The sequence below is a fragment of the Pseudomonas amygdali genome (assembly GCF_002699855.1).
Lineage (GTDB): Bacteria > Pseudomonadota > Gammaproteobacteria > Pseudomonadales > Pseudomonadaceae > Aquipseudomonas > Aquipseudomonas amygdali.
Window position 1 is genome coordinate 16,664 of the sequence record NZ_LKBW01000276.1, and the last position, 19,128, is coordinate 35,791.

General features: G+C 60.6%; 16 protein-coding genes and 3 pseudogenes. 16 read left to right on the plus strand and 3 right to left on the minus strand.

From position 1 onward, the window contains the following. Positions 1 to 57: 57 nt before the first annotated feature. The 11 genes and pseudogenes from kdpF (at position 58) to AO277_RS19235 (ending at position 12,596) form a co-directional block, all read left to right on the plus strand. A complete protein-coding gene (gene kdpF / locus AO277_RS19185) occupies positions 58 to 153 on the plus strand; it encodes a K(+)-transporting ATPase subunit F (RefSeq protein WP_003406089.1) in 96 nt (31 codons plus the stop codon). Between the two features lie 2 nt (positions 154 to 155). Continuing rightward, a complete protein-coding gene (kdpA, locus tag AO277_RS19190; protein WP_044318644.1) occupies positions 156 to 1,850 on the plus strand; it encodes a potassium-transporting ATPase subunit KdpA in 1,695 nt (564 codons plus the stop codon). A gap of 10 nt (positions 1,851 to 1,860) precedes the next feature. After that, positions 1,861 to 3,945 (plus strand): annotated as a pseudogene (kdpB, locus tag AO277_RS19195) (potassium-transporting ATPase subunit KdpB). Positions 3,946 to 3,997: 52 nt separating this feature from the next. Further along, complete coding sequence (gene kdpC, locus AO277_RS19200) at positions 3,998 to 4,570, plus strand: potassium-transporting ATPase subunit KdpC (protein WP_044318648.1); 573 nt, start codon at positions 3,998 to 4,000, stop codon at positions 4,568 to 4,570. A gap of 66 nt (positions 4,571 to 4,636) precedes the next feature. After that, positions 4,637 to 6,247, plus strand: coding sequence for a DUF4118 domain-containing protein (locus AO277_RS19205; protein WP_080899237.1), 1,611 nt, complete (start codon positions 4,637 to 4,639; stop codon positions 6,245 to 6,247). A gap of 96 nt (positions 6,248 to 6,343) precedes the next feature. Further along, positions 6,344 to 6,622: a hypothetical protein gene (locus AO277_RS19210; RefSeq protein ID WP_002552999.1), complete on the plus strand. Its 279-nt coding sequence runs from the start codon at positions 6,344 to 6,346 to the stop codon at positions 6,620 to 6,622. Between the two features lie 393 nt (positions 6,623 to 7,015). After that, a complete protein-coding gene (locus tag AO277_RS19215; protein WP_002553000.1) occupies positions 7,016 to 7,933 on the plus strand; it encodes an AAA family ATPase in 918 nt (305 codons plus the stop codon). Beyond that, a complete protein-coding gene (locus AO277_RS19220; protein WP_039847526.1) occupies positions 7,903 to 8,886 on the plus strand; it encodes a DUF58 domain-containing protein in 984 nt (327 codons plus the stop codon). The genes AO277_RS19215 and AO277_RS19220 overlap by 31 nt, the downstream gene beginning before the upstream one ends. Then, positions 8,883 to 10,892, plus strand: coding sequence for a transglutaminase TgpA family protein (locus AO277_RS19225; RefSeq protein ID WP_044318643.1), 2,010 nt, complete (start codon positions 8,883 to 8,885; stop codon positions 10,890 to 10,892). The genes AO277_RS19220 and AO277_RS19225 overlap by 4 nt, the downstream gene beginning before the upstream one ends. Before the next feature lie 24 nt (positions 10,893 to 10,916). Further along, positions 10,917 to 11,677 (plus strand): annotated as a pseudogene (locus tag AO277_RS19230) (CHAD domain-containing protein). Positions 11,678 to 11,798: 121 nt separating this feature from the next. Continuing rightward, positions 11,799 to 12,596, plus strand: a complete 798-nt coding sequence (locus AO277_RS19235; protein WP_044318642.1) for an acyl-CoA thioesterase — start codon at positions 11,799 to 11,801, stop codon at positions 12,594 to 12,596. A gap of 13 nt (positions 12,597 to 12,609) precedes the next feature. Here AO277_RS19235 and AO277_RS19240 read toward each other — a convergent pair whose 3' ends face one another. The 3 genes from AO277_RS19240 to AO277_RS19250 form a co-directional block, all read right to left on the minus strand. After that, positions 12,610 to 12,852, minus strand: coding sequence for a hypothetical protein (locus AO277_RS19240; protein ID WP_005732441.1), 243 nt, complete (start codon positions 12,850 to 12,852; stop codon positions 12,610 to 12,612). A 124-nt stretch (positions 12,853 to 12,976) separates the two neighbouring features. Continuing rightward, complete coding sequence (locus AO277_RS19245; protein ID WP_044318641.1) at positions 12,977 to 14,452, minus strand: methyl-accepting chemotaxis protein; 1,476 nt, start codon at positions 14,450 to 14,452, stop codon at positions 12,977 to 12,979. An 84-nt stretch (positions 14,453 to 14,536) separates the two neighbouring features. Further along, positions 14,537 to 15,373 (minus strand): TatD family hydrolase, encoded by an 837-nt coding sequence (locus AO277_RS19250; RefSeq protein WP_044318640.1) that lies wholly within the window; start codon positions 15,371 to 15,373, stop codon positions 14,537 to 14,539. 182 nt (positions 15,374 to 15,555) lie between these two features. Here AO277_RS19250 and AO277_RS19255 point away from each other — a divergent pair, with 182 nt between their 5' ends. The 5 genes and pseudogenes from AO277_RS19255 to greB all read left to right on the plus strand — a co-directional run bounded on the left by AO277_RS19255 (position 15,556) and on the right by greB (position 19,021). Further along, positions 15,556 to 16,977 carry an MltF family protein gene (locus AO277_RS19255; RefSeq protein WP_044318639.1) on the plus strand — a complete coding sequence of 474 codons (1,422 nt, stop codon included), beginning with the start codon at positions 15,556 to 15,558 and terminating at the stop codon, positions 16,975 to 16,977. Positions 16,978 to 17,082: 105 nt separating this feature from the next. Then, positions 17,083 to 17,517 carry a DoxX family protein gene (locus AO277_RS19260; RefSeq protein ID WP_002553009.1) on the plus strand — a complete coding sequence of 145 codons (435 nt, stop codon included), beginning with the start codon at positions 17,083 to 17,085 and terminating at the stop codon, positions 17,515 to 17,517. 242 nt (positions 17,518 to 17,759) lie between these two features. Next, positions 17,760 to 18,067: pseudogene (locus AO277_RS19265) on the plus strand (class I SAM-dependent methyltransferase). A gap of 104 nt (positions 18,068 to 18,171) precedes the next feature. Then, positions 18,172 to 18,501 carry a hypothetical protein gene (locus AO277_RS19270; protein WP_002553011.1) on the plus strand — a complete coding sequence of 110 codons (330 nt, stop codon included), beginning with the start codon at positions 18,172 to 18,174 and terminating at the stop codon, positions 18,499 to 18,501. Positions 18,502 to 18,547: 46 nt separating this feature from the next. Continuing rightward, positions 18,548 to 19,021: a transcription elongation factor GreB gene (gene greB, locus AO277_RS19275; protein WP_002553012.1), complete on the plus strand. Its 474-nt coding sequence runs from the start codon at positions 18,548 to 18,550 to the stop codon at positions 19,019 to 19,021. Positions 19,022 to 19,128: the final 107 nt, after the last annotated feature.

The following is a 19,128-nucleotide window of genomic DNA, read 5'->3' on the forward strand; positions in this document are numbered from 1 at the left end:
GACAATCTCCCCACGCGGCCTGTGCCGTATCGGTGTTGCCTGATGGGGGAAATTTCAATGAGCGTTATGGATGGTATCTCGCTGCTGATGGGAGTCGGGCTGTTCATCTATCTGCTGGTGGCGCTGTTGCGCGCCGACCAGAGTCAGGAGTGATCATGCACAGTTACGATTATCTGTTGATCCTGGCCTTTCTGGTCCTGCTGCTGGCACCCGCGCCTTGGTTGGGGCGTTTCTATTATCGGGTCATGGAAGGCGAGCGCACCTGGCTGAGCCCGGTGCTGGGGCCGGTCGAGCGGGCCTGCTACCGAATTTCCGGCGTCGACCCGAAAACCGAGCAATCCTGGCAGCAATACATGTGGGCCTTGCTGGCGTTCAACCTGGCAGGCTTTGTCGTGCTGTTCGCGATGCTGATGCTGCAAGGCGCGCTGCCGCTCAACCCGCAGCAACTACCGGGCATGGAATGGTCGCTGGCTTTCAACACGGCGATGAGTTTTGTCACCAACACCAACTGGCAGGCCTACAGCGGCGAAGCGTCGCTCAGCTACCTGAGCCAGATGGTCGGCCTGACCGTGCAGAACTTCGTCAGCGCTGCCACAGGTCTCGCCGTGCTGGTCGCGCTATGTAGCGGTATCAGCCGTCGCTCGTCGCAGAGCCTGGGTAACTTTTGGGCCGACATGACCCGCGCCACGCTCTATGGGCTGTTGCCGATCAGTATCGTGCTGGCCGTGTTTCTGGTCTGGCAGGGCGTGCCGCAGAACTTCGGCCATTACATTGATGCGCTGACCCTGCAAGGCGCGGATCAAAGCCTGCCGATGGGCCCTGCGGCCAGCCAGATATCGATCAAGCAGCTGGGCACCAACGGTGGTGGCTTCTTCGGCGTCAACTCGGCGCACCCGTTCGAGAACCCGACGGCGTGGAGCAACCTGTTCGAACTGGTGTCGATCCTGCTGATCCCGGCAGCGCTGGTGTTCACCTTTGGCCACTACGTCAAGGACATGCGCCAGAGCCGCGCGATTCTTGGCTGCATGCTGGCACTGCTGTTGATCGGCGGCGCGGTGTCGCTGTGGACCGAGTACCAGCCCAACCCGGCACTGAACATCGCCGGTGTCGAGCAGACCGCACCGCTGGAAGGCAAGGAAACCCGCTTCGGCACCACCGGCACGGTGCTGTGGTCAGTCGCTACCACTGCGGCCTCCAACGGTTCGGTCAACGGTATGCACGACAGCCTCAACCCTCTGACCGGCATGGTTGCGCTGGTCAACATGATGGTCGGTGAAGTGATTTTCGGCGGCGTGGGTGTGGGCCTCAACGGCATGCTGCTGAACGTACTGATTGCGGTATTTCTCTCCGGCCTGATGATTGGCCGCACGCCGGAATACCTCGGCAAGAAGCTGCAAGCGCAGGAAGTCCGGCTGCTGGTCGCCACCCTGCTGGTGATGCCGGTCGGCGTGCTGGTGCTGGGCGCGATTGCTGCCAGCCTGCCTGGCCCGGCCGGTGCGGTCAGCAACCCCGGCCCGCACGGTTTCAGTCAGTTGCTGTACGCCTACACCTCGGCCACGGCAAACAACGGCTCGGCGTTCGGCGGTTTCAGTGCCAACACCGTGTTCCACAACCTGATGCTCAGCCTGGCGATCTTCATTGGCCGCTTTGGTTACATCCTGCCGGTGCTGGCACTGGCTGGCAGCCTGGCCATGAAGAAAACCGCACCACAGGGTCAGAACAGCTTCCCGACCCACGGCCTGCTGTTTGTCACTCTGCTGACCGTCACCATTTTGCTGGTGGGTGGTTTGACCTTCCTGCCGACCCTGGCACTGGGGCCGATTGCCGAACACCTGAGCCTGGGTTTCTGAGGAACCGATCATGAGCACTACTGATTTTTCAAGACGTGATGCTGTAAAAACTGCCGAGCCTCAGGCCGCCAGCGAGTCAGCCAAGACCGGCATCGCTGCCCTGTGGCGTCCGGCGCTGGTGCAGGCGTTCGTCAAGCTCGACCCGCGCCAGCTCAAGCGTTCGCCGGTGATGCTGGTGGTGGAACTGACTGCCATTCTGACCACCGTGCTGTGCGTGATCCCCAACCCGCAGGTGCCGACTTCGGTCTGCGTGCAGATCGCTCTGTGGTTGTGGTTCACCGTGTTGTTCGCCAACTTCGCCGAAGCATTGGCCGAAGGACGGGGCAAGGCACGCGCCGACAGCCTCAAGGCCGGCAGCGAGGGGCTCAAGGCGCGCATTCGCGATGAGAATGGCAGCCTGCGCACCATCAACGCCAGCGAGTTGCGCAAGGGCGATGTGGTGCGTGTCGACGCCGGGGAAATGATCCCTGGCGACGGCGAAGTCATCGAAGGCATCGCGGCGGTCAACGAGGCGGCGATTACCGGCGAATCCGCGCCGGTGATTCGTGAATCCGGCGGCGACCGCTCGGCCGTCACCGGTAACACCCGGCTGGTGTCCGACTGGCTGCTGATACGCATCAGCACCAACCCCGGCGAATCGACGCTGGACCGCATGATTGCGCTGGTGGAAGGTGCCAAGCGGCAGAAGACCCCTAACGAAGTCGCGCTGGATATTCTGCTGATCGGCCTGACCCTGATCTTTCTGCTGGTGGTCATCACCTTGCAGCCGTTCGCCCACTTTGCCGGGGGCAGCCTGCCGCTGGTGTTTCTGGTAGCACTCCTGGTCACCCTGATCCCGACCACCATTGGCGGCCTGCTGTCGGCCATCGGCATTGCCGGCATGGACCGGCTGGTGCGCCTCAACGTGATCGCCAAGTCCGGTCGCGCCGTGGAAGCTGCGGGCGATGTGCATGTGCATGTGCTGTTGCTGGACAAGACCGGCACCATCACCTTCGGCAATCGCCGCTGCGCTGCCGTTTAGGCAGCACCCGGCGTGACCCCGAAGGAGCTGGGCGAGGGCGCCTTGCTGGCCTCGCTGGCCGACGATACGGCGGAAGGCAAATCCATCGTCGAGTTCCTGCGCGACCTGCACCCGATGAACGAGCCCACCCTGAGTTCGGTAACCGCTGTACCGTTTAGCGCCGATACACGTCTGTCCGGTGTGGATTATCAGGGCCATGTGTACCGCAAGGGCGCGGTGGATTCGCTGCTGGCCTTCATCAACATGCAGCGTAGCGACCTGCCGCCTGCCCTGGCGCGGGAAGTCGACAAGATTGCCAAGACCGGCGGCACGCCGCTGCTGGTCTGCGCCAACGGTCGTTTGTTGGGTGCGATTCATCTCAAGGACGTGGTCAAGCCGGGTATTCGCGAGCGCTTCGAGGAGTTGCGCAAGCTGGGGATTCGCACGGTGATGGTGACTGGCGACAACCCATTGACTGCTGTAGCCATTGCCGCTGAAGCGGGTGTCGATGATGTGCTGGCCGAAGCCACGCCAGAGAAAAAGCTGGAGCGAATTCGTCAGGAGCAGGGCGAAGGCCGACTGGTGGCGATGTGCGGCGACGGTGCCAACGATGCGCCCGCACTCGCGCAGGCGGACGTCGGTATGGCGATGAACGATGGCACCCAGGCCGCGCGTGAAGCGGCCAACATGGTTGACCTCGACAGCGACCCTACCAAGTTGCTGGACGTGGTGCAGATCGGCAAGGAATTGCTGGTCACACGCGGTGCGCTGACGACGTTTTCGATTGCCAATGACGTGGCCAAGTACTTCGCCGTGCTGCCTGCGCTGTTTGCCTCGATTTATCCGCAACTGGGCGTGCTCAACGTCATGCAACTGGCCAGCCCGCAAAGTGCGATTGTCTCGGCCATCGTCTTCAACGCGCTGATCATCGTTGTGCTCATCCCGCTGGCCCTGCGTGGCGTGCGGGTTCAGGCCGCCAGCGCGGCGCATCTGTTGCGTCGCAACCTGCTGATCTATGGCCTGGGCGGCATCGTTGTGCCGTTTCTCGGCATCAAGTTGATCGACATGCTGCTGGTCGCACTCGGCCTTGTTTGAAGCCTGCTGCACGCCGGTCGGCGTGCAGCCTCACCTGATTGAGGATGTGCAGATGTCCAATGTATTGCGTCCGGCCTTGAGCCTGATCGTGTTGATGAGCCTGATCACCGGCGTGGCCTATCCACTGGTAGTCACCGGGGTTGCGCAAGTGGCGTTTCCGGCGCAGGCCAATGGCAGCCTGGTGTACGACGCGGCTGGCAAAGTGCGCGGCTCGGCACTCATCGCCCAGTCGTTTACGGGTGATGAGTGGTTTCAGTCGCGTCCTTCGGCAGGCGCGTTTGCGACGGTAGCCAGTGGCGCGAGCAACTTCGCGCCGAGCAACCCGGCACTGGTGACACGCGTGAAAGAGGACCTTGCGAAACTGGCCAATGCCTCGCAGGAACCGGTGCCACTGGCCTTGCTGACCACGTCCGGCAGCGGTCTGGACCCGCATCTCTCGCCTGAAGCCATTGCCTGGCAGGCCGGTCGCGTTGCCGCGGCGCGCCAGTTGCCGCTGGAGAAAGTACAGGCGCTGATCGACGCCAACACGCAACGTCCGCTGATAGGCCCGCCCGTGGTCAACGTATTGGCCTTGAATATGAGCCTGAATCAGTTACCGTCTGCACCGCGCAACGCGCAGTTGTAACAAAGTGCGCCGTGTTCGCAGCAGATTCACTAAGCTGTAGATGATTAGAGAGGGGTGGTAACCAAGGTGAGTGATTCCGGTCGAGCTGATGCACTGCTGGCCCAGCTGCCCCGCGAGGGGCGCGGGCGGCTGAAGGTTTTTCTCGGCGCCGCGCCGGGCGTGGGCAAAACCTACGCCATGCTTCAGGCGGCCCATGCGCAGTTGCGTCAGGGCGTCAGGGTCGTGGCGGGCGTGGTGGAAACCCACGGCCGTGCGGAAACCGAAGCGCTGCTCAATGGCGTGCCGCAACAGCCCTTGCTGCGCACCGAATACCGCGGCATGACCCTCGAAGAAATGGACCTTGATGCCTTGCTCAAGGCGGCACCGGCATTGGTGCTGGTCGACGAACTGGCGCACACCAATGCGCCCGGCAGTCGGCATACCAAGCGTTGGCAGGACATTCAGGAACTGCTCGCTGCCGGCATCGACGTCTACACCACGGTCAACGTCCAGCACCTGGAAAGCCTTAATGATCAGGTGCGCGGTATCACCGGGGTGCAGGTGCGCGAAACGCTGCCGGACTGGGTGTTGCAGGAAGCTTTCGACCTGGTGCTGATCGACCTGCCGCCGCGCGAACTGCTGGAGCGCCTGCGCGACGGCAAGGTGTACGTGCCTGAGCAGGCGCGCGCGGCCATCGACGCTTTCTTCACGCAAACCAATCTCACTGCGCTGCGCGAAATGGCCATGCAGACCGCTGCGGCGCAGGTCGATAACGATCTGGCGCAGGGCTACCGGCAATTGGGCCAGTCGGCTCCGGCAGTTCGTGGGCGGATGCTGGTGGGCATCGACGGTGATACCCATGCCGAGCGCCTGGTGCGTCACGCCAGTCGGGTTGCTCAGCGTCGCCACCTGCCGTGGAGCGCCGTGCATGTGGACGACGGGCAAACCCTCGACGAGCAGTCCCGCGCGCGCCTGCAAAGCGCTCAGCAACTGGCCGAGCGGCTGGGTGGCGAGGCGGTTTCATTGCGTGCCGGAGAGGTTGCCAGAACACTGGTGCAGCATGCCATCGAACGGCGTGCCAGCGTGGTGCTGGTCGGCCAGTCGCGTCGGCACTGGCGTCGCCGGGTTTTTGGCGGCGGCGTTGCCGCACGTTTGCTGCGTGAAGGGCACGGGTTGGAAATCTCGGTGCTCGACGACAGTGAAGAGCTACCCGATCAACCGCCCCGCGCACGCCCGGCTCGCGAAGTGGTGTGGTTCGATTACGGCCTGGCCTTTGTGGCCACGCTGCTTGCCAGTCTGGTCGCCTGGGGTGTGTCGGGCGTGCTGGCGCTGCCCAACATTTCCCTGATCTTTCTCGCAGCGGTGTTACTGGTTGCGGTGCGCAGCAGCATGGGACCGGCGCTGGCGTGTGCCGGGCTGTCATTTCTGTCCTATGACTTTCTGTTCATTCCGCCGAGCTTTTCCCTGAACATCCAGCGCGAAGAAGACGTGCTGGCGCAGTTGGCACGCCACCCTGGGCGGGTCATTACCCAGCAGCAGTTGCTCAAGGATATCTGGGGGCCTACCCACACCGATCACAGCCACTACCTGCGCATTGTGGTCGGGCATTTGCGTCAGAAACTGGCAGACGATCCGACCGCCCCGAGGTTCATCCTCACCGAGCCTGGAATAGGGTATCGTCTGCTGGCCGACCACTAGATGAAAAAAGCGACCATACCCCCGTGGCACGGCACTTTTACTGCATCGAACCGTCAAAGCCGCACACTCCATATTCACTCCTGAGGTAACACCCCCATGAAAGCCTTTATCTGTCTGCCATTGCTTGTCTTGGTTCTTGCAGGTTGCGCTGGCAAGACCGGGTATCGAGACAGCTGCGCCACCCAGATAGACGCTGCCTGGCACGAGCTTGATCTGGCCAAGGCCGAAGGCTTCGCCGGCACCGTCAGTTACTCCAAGGCCCTGTCGCTGCTGACCGGTGCCAAGACCCAGCAACAGTTCGAAGCATTTGAAGGCTGCACCGAAAAAGCCGAAAAAGCCCGCTTCTACATCCGCGAGTCCCGCGCTGGCCGTTGATAGCTGAGCCTGCACCGCGTTGTACATGCCATCGTGGACGCAGAGCGTCCAGAACGGCATGCCGGCGCGGAGCGTCGCACGATAATCAAAAGCTGCAAACGGCATGCTTACGCGGAGCGTCTTACGATAGTTCAAGTCGTGGGAGCGGACTTGTCCGCGAAAAGGGCCTTAAATTCGCAGGAGATATATCGCTCTCAACATCGCCTTCGCGGACTAGCGAACCGTCGCCCGTTCCGCACAGTGTTTGTCCAGATACCTCTCGCTCCGTATGCTCGCATCACATCGAATCCCTACCGACTCTAGCGAAACGGCCTACGCCCATCTTAAAGTGTTCGGACACTAGCATCGCTTGCAGTCCCACAGTCATTAAGCAGTTGCCGGAAGGGGCTTTCGATGGGTAGAAAACTCGATGCATGCCTGAGCGCCATCAATGAAGTGGTACTGGGCAAGGAAGTGCAGGTACGGCTGGCGATGACCTGCCTGATCGGCGGCGGGCATTTGCTGATCGAAGACTTGCCGGGGATGGGCAAGACCACGCTCAGCCATGCGCTGGCGAAAATTCTGGGCCTGAGTTATCAGCGCATTCAGTTCACGTCCGACCTGCTACCGGGTGACATCCTGGGGACGTCGGTATTTGATCGGGACAGCGGGCAATTCACCTTTCATCCCGGGCCGATCTTCGCCGAACTGGTGCTGGCCGACGAAATCAACCGCGCCACGCCCAAGAGCCAGAGCGCGTTGCTGGAAGCCATGGAAGAAGGGCAGGTCTCCATCGAGGGCGCGACACGTCTGTTGCCTGATCCATTCTTCGTGATTGCGACTCAGAACCCGTTCAGCTCCGGTGGCACCTTTGCCTTGCCCGAGTCTCAGCTGGACAGGTTCCTGATGCGCATCTCCATGGGCTATCCGGCGAGAGCGGCGGAGAAAGCGTTGCTGCTTGGCGAGTCACGTCGCGAACTTTTACCGCGCCTGCAGCCGATTCTGGACCACGCCATGCTTGGCCAGTTGCAGGCGCATGCACGGCAGTTGCGGGCCAGCGATGCACTGGTCGACTATGTGCTGCGCCTGGTCGAGGCAACCCGCAGCCAGCCGCAATTCGCCTATGGACTGTCGCCCAGGGCGAGCCTGGCGATTCTGGCCGCAGCGCGGGCCTGGGCGATGTTGCTGGGGCGTGATTACGTCATTCCCGAGGATGTGCAGGCGGTATTGCCGTCGGTGGTCGGCCATCGGCTGCGCGAGCGCAGCGACCCGACCGGGCATGGCGGCGGAGCGCTGGTGCAGTGGTTATTGCGCGAGGTGCCGGTGCTTTGATCGAGCCGCTCAAACCGTTTTGGCAACGCTGGCTGGCAAGACGAATTCCTCCGGCGTCACGCATCACGCTCGACCATCGGCGCATCTTCATCATGCCGACGCGCACCGGCATGACCTTTGCGGTCGTGATCGTGCTCATGCTGCTGGTGGCGATCAATTATCAAAACAGCCTGGCCTACGGGCTGACCTTTCTGTTGTTGTCGATTGGCGTGCTGGCCATTTTGCATACGTATCGCAACGTCAGCGGCCTGATTCTCAGTGCGGGTGTGGCGCGTTCAGTGTTTGTCGGCGAACCGGTACAATTGCGCCTGCGCCTGGAAAGTGCCAGCCAGGCCCACCACGCCTTGGGCGTGGGTTGGACTGCGACAGCTCTGCAATCCGGCGATGTACTGCCTCGCGGGCTGACCGATGTGGAACTGACCCTGCCTGCCGAAAAGCGCGGCTGGCTGCATGCGCCAAGGCTGCGGGTCGAGAGTGTGTTTCCGCTGGGCATTTTCCGCGCCTGGAGCTGGCTGGATCTGGAGCAGAGCGCCTTGATCTATCCGCGGCCACTGTCGGGTGCCATGCCGCTGCTAAAAGGCGTGCAGCCCCACGCCGAGGACGACGGTCAGGCCACTCAGGGTGCCGGTGTCGATGATTATCAGGGGCTGCGCAGCTACCAGCCGGGCGATAACCTCAGTCGCCTGCACTGGAAAGCCTATTCCCGAGGTCAGGGGTTGCTGGTCAAGGACTTCACTGACTTGAGCGGCCACGACCTGTGCCTGGACTTCATGGCGCTGGGCGGCGATATCGAGGAGCGCTTGTCGCGCCTGTGTTATTGGGTGCTGGAGCTGTCCCAGCGTCGTCAGCCGTTTGCCTTGCGCCTGCCAGGTTTTCTTTCCACGGTCGACAGCGGTGATGCGCACCGCGAAGCCTGCCTGCGCGCCTTGGCGCTTTATGGTCATCGATCATGAGTGACAAGAATAAAGCGCTCGCAGCCGCACCCATTCCGCGTGTCAGCCTTACCTGGTTGCTATTGGCGCAGGCATTGGTCGTGTTGCCGTTCGCGCTGCACGTGCCGGTATCGATCACGCTTCTGTGGCTGGGCTGCACATGCTGGCGGGTTCAGGTGTTCCGGATGCGCGCGCGGCTGCCCGGCACCTGGATCAAGTCAGGGTTGCTGGTGGGCACCGCCGGGGGCGTGTATCTGGCGCGTGGCAGTCTGGTCGGGCTGGACGCCGGTGCGGCTTTACTGGTTGCGGCATTCGTTCTGAAAATGCTGGAAATGAACAACCATCGCGACGCTCGGGTGCTGATCTTCCTCGGTTTCTTTTGCGTGGCGGTCGGCTATCTGTTTGAAGACAACCTGCTATGGGCGCTTTTCAGCCTGCTGCCGGTCGGCGCGCTGCTGGCCGCGTTGATCGGGCTGCAGCACGCGGATCTGGCTGGCAGATCAACCGATACGCTCAAGCTGGCGTTCAAGCTGATGGCGCAGGCTGTGCCGTTGATGCTTGTGCTGTTTCTGTTTTTTCCACGTCTGGACCCGCTTTGGTCGTTGCCGCAACCGAGCAACAAGGGCGTCACTGGGCTGTCCGACAACATGGCACCGGGCGACATGGCCGAGCTGAGCAAGTCGCCGGCACTGGTATTTCGGGCCAGTTTTGAAGGGCCGATACCGGCGCGTAATCAGTTGTACTGGCGCGGTCTGACCCTTGAGCAGTTCGATGGGCGGCGCTGGTCACAGTCGGCACGTGCCCAGACCGTGCAGATCCCGCAGTGGGAAAAGCGCGGCGATCCACTGGCTTACAGCATTGTCATGGAAGCCAGCGGTCGGCCCTGGTTGCCGAGCCTCGACGTGGCCGAGACCACGTTGCCGGACGTTCGGCAGATGAGCGACTTCCGCCTGCAACGCCGGCGTCCCGTTGAGCAATCGCTGTTATATGCCGTCAATTCCTGGCCGCTGAGTATTCGCGACCCGCAATCCAGCGAACAGGTCCAGCGCCAAAACCTGCAATTGCCCGCCAAGGGGAATGATCAGGCCCGGCAGTGGGCGGCTGAACTGCGCCGTCGCTACACTACGGCGGATGCGATGGTCGCCGCGATGCTGGGTTATTTCAGCGACCAGCCGTTTCACTACACCCTCAAGCCCGCACCGTTGGGCAATGACAGCATTGATGAGTTTCTGTTTGCGAGTCGTCAGGGTTTTTGCGCCCACTACGCCGGGGCAATGACTTTTGTGCTGCGCGCTGCGGGTATTCCGGCGCGGGTCGTGGCCGGGTATCAAGGCGGTGAACTGAACCCTGACGGGCACTACCTGACCGTGCGCCAGTTCGACGCGCATGCGTGGGTCGAATACTGGCAGCCGGGTATCGGCTGGCGCAGTGTCGACCCCACCGCAGCAGTTGCACCGCAGCGTATCGAACAGGGCTTGGAGCAAGCGCTGGCAGCAGACGAAGCCTTTCTGCAGGACTCGCCTTATTCAGCGTTACGCTATCGCAATGTGCCTTGGGTCAACGCCATACGCCTGAGCTGGGATAACCTCAACTATGGCTGGCAGCGCTGGGTGCTGGGCTATCAGGGACAACAGCAGTTACAAATTCTCGGCCGTTGGTTTTCAGGGTTTCAGGCACCGGTTTTCGTCATGGGGACCTTGCTTTCACTGGGCCTGATTGCATTATGGCTGTTTAAACCCTGGCAGCGCGAAAGCGACTCGCAACTGCGGGTGTTCAACGCATTTGAACGCTTGCTCGCCCGTCATGGTCTGCGTCGTATGCCGGGTGAAGGCGCTGACGCATTCTGCCGCAGAGCGGTGCTGTATTTTCCGCAGCATGCCGAGGCCATCGAAGCTTTCATCCGCGAATTTCAGGCGCAGCGCTATGCCGGGCGGCTTGCTTCGGCCAGCCGCTTGAGGCATGCATTAAGCACGTTGCGTCGTCGTCTGCCATGGAGGTTGTCAGCCGTCAGGGACAGGCATTCATGAATGAGTGTGTCGAAGGGGAATTGCATGTCTTCAATGGTGGATCATCTGGTGGCCGAGGTGCTGGCGCTGGATGTCAAATTGCTTGCGTGCCAGGCACGCAAGCAGTTTCGACGGACAGCGAAGCGCTGCATGATTTGCGTACCACCGTGCGTCGTCTGCGTAGCGTACTGCGGCCCCTGCGGGAAAACCCGGCTGCCGCAGAACTGGAAGAGGCCGCAAAAGCGGTAGGGCAACTGACCACGCCTTTGCGTGACATGCAGGTGCTCGCCGCGTTTCTCGAAGAGCAGGGCCTCAACGAGGCCGCTTTCAAGCGCAACCAGTACTTGGGAAATGCCTGCCCCAGGGTTGCGACGTCGCCTGAACTGAGCCGTTTGCTCAAGCTGATAGATCTATTCCCGGAGTTACTGCGTTTGCAACAGCGTCAGGGAATGTTGCGCGGCCTGCGCAAGACCATCGAAAAGCGTATGGACAAACAGTGGAGCAAGCTACGTGTGGCCATCGCCGAGCCTGGGCATGATCGGCATGATCTGCGCCTGCTGATCAAACGCGTGCGTTACGCCGCCGAAGCGTACCCGGAACTCAGCCACCAGCCGAAAAACATGCAGGCCCGGCTCAAGGCCGCACAAGGCGAGTTGGGCGACTGGCATGATCATTTGCAATGGCTGGCGCAGGCTGCCGAGCAGCCGGATCTGGCGCCGTGCATTGCGGGTTGGCAAATCGGCATCGTGCGTGCCGAGCGCAAGGCCGAGGCGTCGCTCAAGCGGCTGGCCAAGGCCTGTTTCTAAGGCAGTGGCTTTTTTATGGAATAGGTCATTCAGGCCGCAATAATGGCCAATATGCGGCATTTCGTTGGCTAGGAGGATGGTTATTATCCATCCACTTGTGTGTCGACTTGCTGGAGTAAGCATGACCTTTTCCGAACTGATCGATGCAGTGCGTCGCGACCCGCGTGCTGTTGCGATCCCTGCCGAATGGTCCCAGGGGCGCGCCTGCTTTGGCGGGTTGATGGCGGCGTTGACCTACGAAGCGATGCGTGCCGAGGTGCCGGAAGGGCGCCCGGTTCGCTCGCTGGCGATTACCTTTGTCGGGCTTGCCGAGCCTGGCGTGCCGATTGCCTTTGACGTTGAAATTCTGCGTCACGGCAAGGCTGTCAGTCAGGTGTCGGGGCGCGCCATGCAGAACGGTCAGGTGATGACCCTGATACAAGGCAGCTTCGGCGCACCTCGTGAGTCGATGATTGCGGTTGCAGCAGAGGCCGCGCCAGTGCTCAAACCGGTAGAACAATGCCCGGAGCTGCCTTTTGCCAAGGGCGTGATGCCCGACTACTTGCGTTTCATGGACATTCGTTGGGCGCTGGGCGGCATGCCATTCAGCAATACCCCGTCACCGGCAATTGGTGGTCATGTGCGTTTTCGTGATGAGGCGCATGCCAGCCCCATGAGCGAGGCCCATATTCTGGCGCTGGTCAACACCTGGCCGCCTGCGGTATTGCCGCACCTCAACAAGCCCGCACCGGGCAGTTCGCTGACCTGGACCATCGAATTCGTCCAGCCACAGCCATTGCTCGATACGCTGCAATGGTGCAGTTATCGCGCAGTCATCGAACACGCCCGGGATGGCTATGGTCACACCGCCGCAGCGTTGTGGAGCCCCGACGGCGAACTGATCGCAATCAGCCGCCAGACGGTGACGGTATTTGGCTGACTGACAAGGCAGGTCAATATTTCCGGGCGGAGCGGGCGGCGTCCTTGCGCTGAAAACCCAGCGCAGCCAGCAGGCCGATCACGCCGATGGCAATCGATGGCAGGCTCTCGGAGAACAGGCCGTTGAGTATCAGCAGGGCCGCCAGAATGAACAATGGTACGGCAATCAGGTACATGGCCAGGCTGGCCGAGTGCTCCTGATTGTCGTTGTTGTTACGCCATTGATTGAGCTGCAGATCGGAAAGTGGCTTGTTCATGCTGCGGTCCTCTTAAAGATAGCGCTTGTTCAGGACGGTGCGTAAAGCGCCGTTCAATGCCTGAAGCATAGGCCCGCTTGCTGATCGCTGACGACTCAAGCCTGTCTATCGCCGCGATAGCCTGTTACAACTTGAGCTGGCCGATTGCAGCATTCAACTCGCCCGCCAGCGTGGCGAGTTCGTCACTGGTGCTGGCCGAGTCCACGGTCTGCACCACCGTGCGTTCGGTGACATCGCGGATACTCACCACCGCACGGTTCATTTCCTCGGCCACCTGACTTTGCTGCTGCGCGGCGACGGCAATCTGCGTATTGCTTTCGCGCATCTGTGCCACGGCACCGGCAATGGCCGCCAGCGCTTCGCCCGCTTCCTTGGCCTGCTGCACGCATTCATCGGCCTTGAATGAGCTCTCCTGCATGAAATCCACCGCATCGCGGGTGCCGCTTTGCAGGGTCGAAACCATTGTGGTGATTTCATCGGTCGAGGTCTGCACCCGTTTGGCCAGATTGCGCACTTCGTCGGCTACCACGGCGAAGCCGCGGCCCATTTCCCCGGCGCGTGCGGCTTCGATGGCGGCATTCAGGGCCAGCAGGTTGGTCTGTTCGGCAATGCTGTGGATCACGTTGACCACGCCGTTGATCTTCTGGCTGTCCTGGGCCATGCGCTGGATCATTTCGGCGGTCTGTTGCACGCCGCTGGAGAGCCCGGCGATGGATACTTGCACGCGGTCGACCACGACCTTGCCGCTGCCCGCCAACGCGTCGGCGGTCTGCGACTGGTCGCGTGTGGCCGTGGCGTGCTGGGCAATGTGATGGACCGTGGCGGTCATCTCGTTGATTGCCGTGGCCACCTGATCGGTTTCGCTTTGCTGGCCGAGCATGCCCTGGCGTACATCCTTCATGCCCGCAGCCAGATGCGCTGCACCCTGATCGAGGCGGCCAGCGGTTTGCGAAACCGTATTGACCACTCGCTGATACCCGGCCTGCATGGCATTGAACGCCTTAGCCATCTGCCCAACCTCATCGTCACTGCGGTTAGGCACGCGGGCCGCCAGATCGCCGCTTTTTTCGACGTGCAGCATCACATCCTTGAGCGCGTTGAGCTGGCTGAGCAGAAAACGGATCAGCAGTTGCGAGGCGCAGAGCATCAACAGCATCAGCACGAAAACCGCGGCTGCGTAATGGCTGAAGCGATCTTGAAATACCTGCAGGAAGGTCGGAGCAAAGGCCAGCACCGCGACCTGCTGGCCGGTGCTGCGGGTGAAGATCTGCGCGCCGCTCAGCAGTCTGTCGTTGGCTGGTTTATTGAGCGCAACCCAGTCGCGGGCGTCAGCCAGTTCCGGCAGCGCGAGGGTATTGAAGGTCGGTGTCTGACCTTTGTTGTAAGTCAGCAACGTATCACTGGCGGGCAGCACTGCGTCGGCAGGCCACGCGGCCAGCAAGCGGGCCTGAGCTTGCGCTGCCTGACGTGACGTATCTACTCGTGCCTGCTGTTCTGCTTGCATGGCGTAAAGCACCAGCAACAGGGTTGTGACGAAGGCGACCGCATTCACGGCCCAGAATTTATATTTCAGTGACAGGTTGCCAAGCCATGAGCCCATGAGCGGTCTTCTTTGATGGTCGTGTGAGGTAGCAGCAAGATGCTATCACGATGCCTCAGCCATCAAAGAGACCCTTGATGCGGGTCAAGAAAGCTGCAGATTTTCGCCGGTTATCTGTTCCAGGGAGGGTAAATCGAAAAACTCCCGCGCGCAGGCCGTGCTGTGACGGGCGAGATCTTCCTGGCTTTCGCCGCGATGCAAAGCCACTTCGCGCAAGACTTCCGGCAGGTAAGCGGGTTCGTTGCGGTCATTTTTCGGCTTCGGGCGCAGGCTGCGTGGCAGAAGATAAGGCGCATCGCTTTCCAGCATCAGCCGGCCGCGAGGAATATTGCCCACCAGCGGGTGCAGATGCGTGCCGCGTCGCTCATCGCAGATCCAGCCGGTGATACCGATGTGCAGGTCGAGGTCCAGATAACTGAACAGGGCGGCGCGTTCGCCAGTAAAGCAGTGCACCACCGCAGCCGGCAGACGGTCGCGGTAGTCACGCAGAATCTCCAGTAGGCGCTGGTTGGCGTCACGTTCATGCAGAAACACCGGCAATTGCAGTTCCACCGCCATGGCCAGGTGCGCTTCAAGAACCTTTTCCTGCTGCGGACGAGGCGAGAAGTTGCGATTGAAATCCAGGCCGCATTCACCCACGGCGCGAACGCGATTTTCCTTGAGCAGCGCATGCAACTGTTTCTCGGTGTCACCGGTCCAATCGCTCGCCGAGTGCGGGTGGATGCCTGCCGTGCAGAACAGGCGTTGCGCGCTTTCATCCAGCTCGTGACACAGCTGCAAGGCGTGTTCGCTGCCCTCGACGCTGGTGCCGGTCACCACCAGTTGCTCGACGCCTGCGGCATAGGCGCGATCGAGTACCGCCTGTCGTTGCGAGGCGAAGCTTGCGTTGGTCAGATTGACGCCGATGTCGATGAGTTGCATGGTGCTACCTCCAGCTGAAGGCTGTCGAGCATGCCAGAGCTCCGGCCACAATAAGAAAACGCTGGGTATTCAAGCGATTGAGCCGGATGGTTCAACGATTTCCTTCGCTGTTCGATGCTGCTGCGTGACCTCAAGATTTCCTTTTTCCTGTTTTTTTTTCCGGCGTTGCCCTGGGGAAGTGAATGATCCGATCCGCGCTTGTGTCTTTTATGTGTCTGTTGGCGCTGCTGCCGCTGCAGGTTTCTGCTCGTCAGACTGGCCCGCAGGCCGTGCAGCACAACGCGCAGGTGCGCGATCTGCCTGCCATTCGCAGCAGCAAGGTGCTGCGCGTGCTGGTCAATCAAAGCCGCAACAGCTCCGGTGACGTCAAGGGTCAGGAAATCGGCATCGAATATCATCGCCTGCAAGCCTTCGAACAGTACCTCAACAGCCATTCGCGCGGCGCTCAGAAGGTCACACTTAAAGTCATACCCAAGGCCAAGAACCAGTTACTGACAGCGTTGCAGCGCGGCGAAGGCGATATGATCGCGCCTGGCGAACTGCTTGATGTCAGCGAAGCCAAAGGTGTTCAGGCCAGTGCGCCGATCATTCATGATGTGCCTCTGGTGCTGGTCGGCGCGCGTGGCCAGCGCAACGTACGGCGTGTGGAGCAACTGTCGGGACATACACTGAGCCTGCCCACCGGCAGCGCGGCCGACGAGGCCCTGCATCAGGTCAACCGGCAACTGGAGCTGCGCAAGCTGCCGCTGGCCAAGATCGAATGGGTCGACCCTAGCCTGGCAGTCGAAGATGTGCTGGAAATGGTCCAGGCCGGTATTTACCCGATGACACTGGTCGAGCAGCCTATTGCCGAGCGTTGGGCGAAGATCATGCCCAAGCTGCGTATCGAGCGCGGCCTGACCCTACAGACCCACGGCGACATCAGCTGGTTTGTACGCGACAACGCAACCCAGCTGCGGGCCAGTATCGATGATTTCCTCAAAGGCTATAAACCTTCGGCTCAGCAGGATCAGGTGCTCGCCAAGGCTTACAAAAACACCTACAAGGTCAACAACCCGCTGGTACGCAACAACCTGCAACGTCTTGAGCAACTGCGTCCGATGCTGCAACGCCACGCCGATGCGCAGGGTATGGACTGGCTGGACCTCGCTGCCCTGGCGTTCAAGGAGTCGAAGCTCGACCCGGCGGCCAAGGGCAGTGGCGGCGCGACAGGGCTGTTGCAGATCACTCCGTCGGCGGCAAAAAGCGTCGGAGTACCGAGCATTCAGAGCGCCGACGACAACGTCCGTGCAGGTTCGCGTTACATGGCGCTGATCCAGCGCAAGTATTTCTCCAGCAGCCGAGTCAACGAGCGCGAGCGTATGGCGTTTGTGATGGCCGCCTACAACCTGGGGCCGGAGCGTGTGCAAGGCATGCGAGAGGAAGCGCGGCGGCGGGGGCTCAATCCAGATCAGTGGTTTTTCCAGACCGAGCGCGTGGCAATGGAGCAGGGCGGTGCCAACGTCGTCGCGTTCGTCAACAGCGTGAACAAGTATTACCTGGCATTTGATCGCGAGCGAGACTCGCTGGAAAAGAGTGGGCCGAAAACCGCCGTAAAACGCTAATCATCGATTTATTGGATTGTTACGTGCTGTTATTTGCGGTTTTCACATAAGTAAATTTGATTATGATGGCGCCACTTTCACTTAATCAATCCCGGAATTACCCACATGAACACAATGATCAAATCGGTTCTCAGCACTCGCGCCGGTTACGGCCTTACCCTGTTGCGCGTTATTGTCGGTATTGCCTTTATCGCTCACGGTAGTCAGAAGCTGTTCGGGGCCTTCGGCGGTTATGGCCTGGAAGGCACTGCGCAGTACATGGAAAGCCTGGGCCTGACACCGGGTTATCTGATGGCGCTGATGTCTGGCAGCGCCGAGTTCTTTGGCGGTCTGGGCCTGCTGTTGGGGCTGCTGGCTCGTCCGGCTGCGGTAGTGGTGATCCTGTTGTTGCTGGTAGCGATCTTTACCGTGCATATCCATAACGGTTTCTTCATGGCCAATAACGGTTATGAGTATGCGCTGGCGTTGCTCGGCGGCGCTCTGGCAGTGCTTATCGAAGGTGCAGGCAAGTTGTCGCTGGACCGCGTCATCTCCCGATAACCGGCTATGCTTGTTCTACAAGGCCCGCTTCTGGCGGGCCTTGTGCGTTTGCAGGCTCGCGTCACGGATGACAATTGACAATGAATGGGGCGTTTCTCTAGGATGCGTGCTCAAGCGCCGATTTAACAACTACTTGCGGGGCGCCTGGCAAGGCTCAGGTCTTGTCGAAATACCGCTAAAACGTTGGTTCGGTGTTGCCTCTCACCGCTGCCCAGCGGATCTTGCGAGGCAGAGATATAACCATGAACAACCTGCGCCCCCTCATTCGTCTTTCCCCGATCAGCACGGTCTCCTCACGCAAGAACCCGAAAATCCTTCTGAGCGGCTCTCATCAGCCTACGCTGTTGCGCTATCTCGATGGCTGGCCTCGTCGGGGCGCTGGTAACTGTGCGTTTCTAATTCAGTTTGTCGATAGAACTCGTCGTTGAGCCACTTTGGCAACGATGAGTTCGACCTGGCGGTGGTGCAATCGCCGCAGGCTGACGACGTCGAGCAGCTCATTTGTGACCTGACGCGTATAGCCCGTCAGGGCCTGATTACGCTGGGTTGAAACGGCGGACCTATCCAATTGGCATAGAAGGCATATTGCTGGCCCCCGGCTGGTGAACTGACAGGCAAAATCGCCGCCTTATCAAAGGATTAGGTGGTTTTCGCATGCGTTTGGTCTATTGTGCTCTGGCGTGCCTGACGCTTTCCGGGCTGGCTTTTTCCGTTCAGGCCAGAAACGCGACGGAGAACGAGCGTTATCTTTGTCGCTGGGGCTCGACCATTGCCGGTGGTGCGCAGGCTTCCAAGCTGTCAGGCGTTACCCGTTACGGGGCGCGGCAAAAGCTGCAGGCGCGCAAGTTCGCCAAACAGTGGATGCGACCCATGGCATTGCGTATCACCGAGCAGACCTACGACAGCGAGTCGCGTTTGAAGCCTGATGCTGTCAGCAAGGTGTATTACGACGGCTGCATCCAGCATGAGGTGGCGCGTCGCTGACTTTTTATGCCTGTCGAACTGATTTTTGCAGGGCTGGAGAAACGTCTTGAGTACAAAGATCATCACCAGGGGCGGGCATGAAGCCCTGAAGAAAGAACTCGATTACCTGTGGCGAGAGCACCGGCCTGACATTACTCAAAAGGTCGCCTGGGCAGCGTCGTTGGGTGATCGCAGCGAGAACGCGGATTACCAGTACAACAAGAAACTGCTGCGCGAGATCGACCGGCGCGTGCGCTACCTGCGCAAGCGCCTTGAAGACATGCGTGTCGTCCAGTATTCGCCGGAGCAGGAAGGGCGAGTGTTCTTCGGTGCCTGGGTCGAGATCGAGAACGAAGCGGGCGACCTCAAGAAATTTCGCATTGTCGGGTATGACGAGATCTACGGGCGCAACGATTACATTTCCATCGACTCGCCCATGGCACGCGCCTTGTTGAAGAAGGAAGAGGGCGATGAGGTGCTGGTCAACACGCCGGAAGGCGAGAAGCTGTGGTTCGTGAATTCGATTGATTACGAGAAGTGAGGCCGGACGCACAGCGTCGTGGTCCGGCCAGTCGCCCTCAACGAGACTGTCAGAAATTTTGTGTTCGGGCATAACATGTAGCTAGAGGTGCATGTATGCCGACCAAA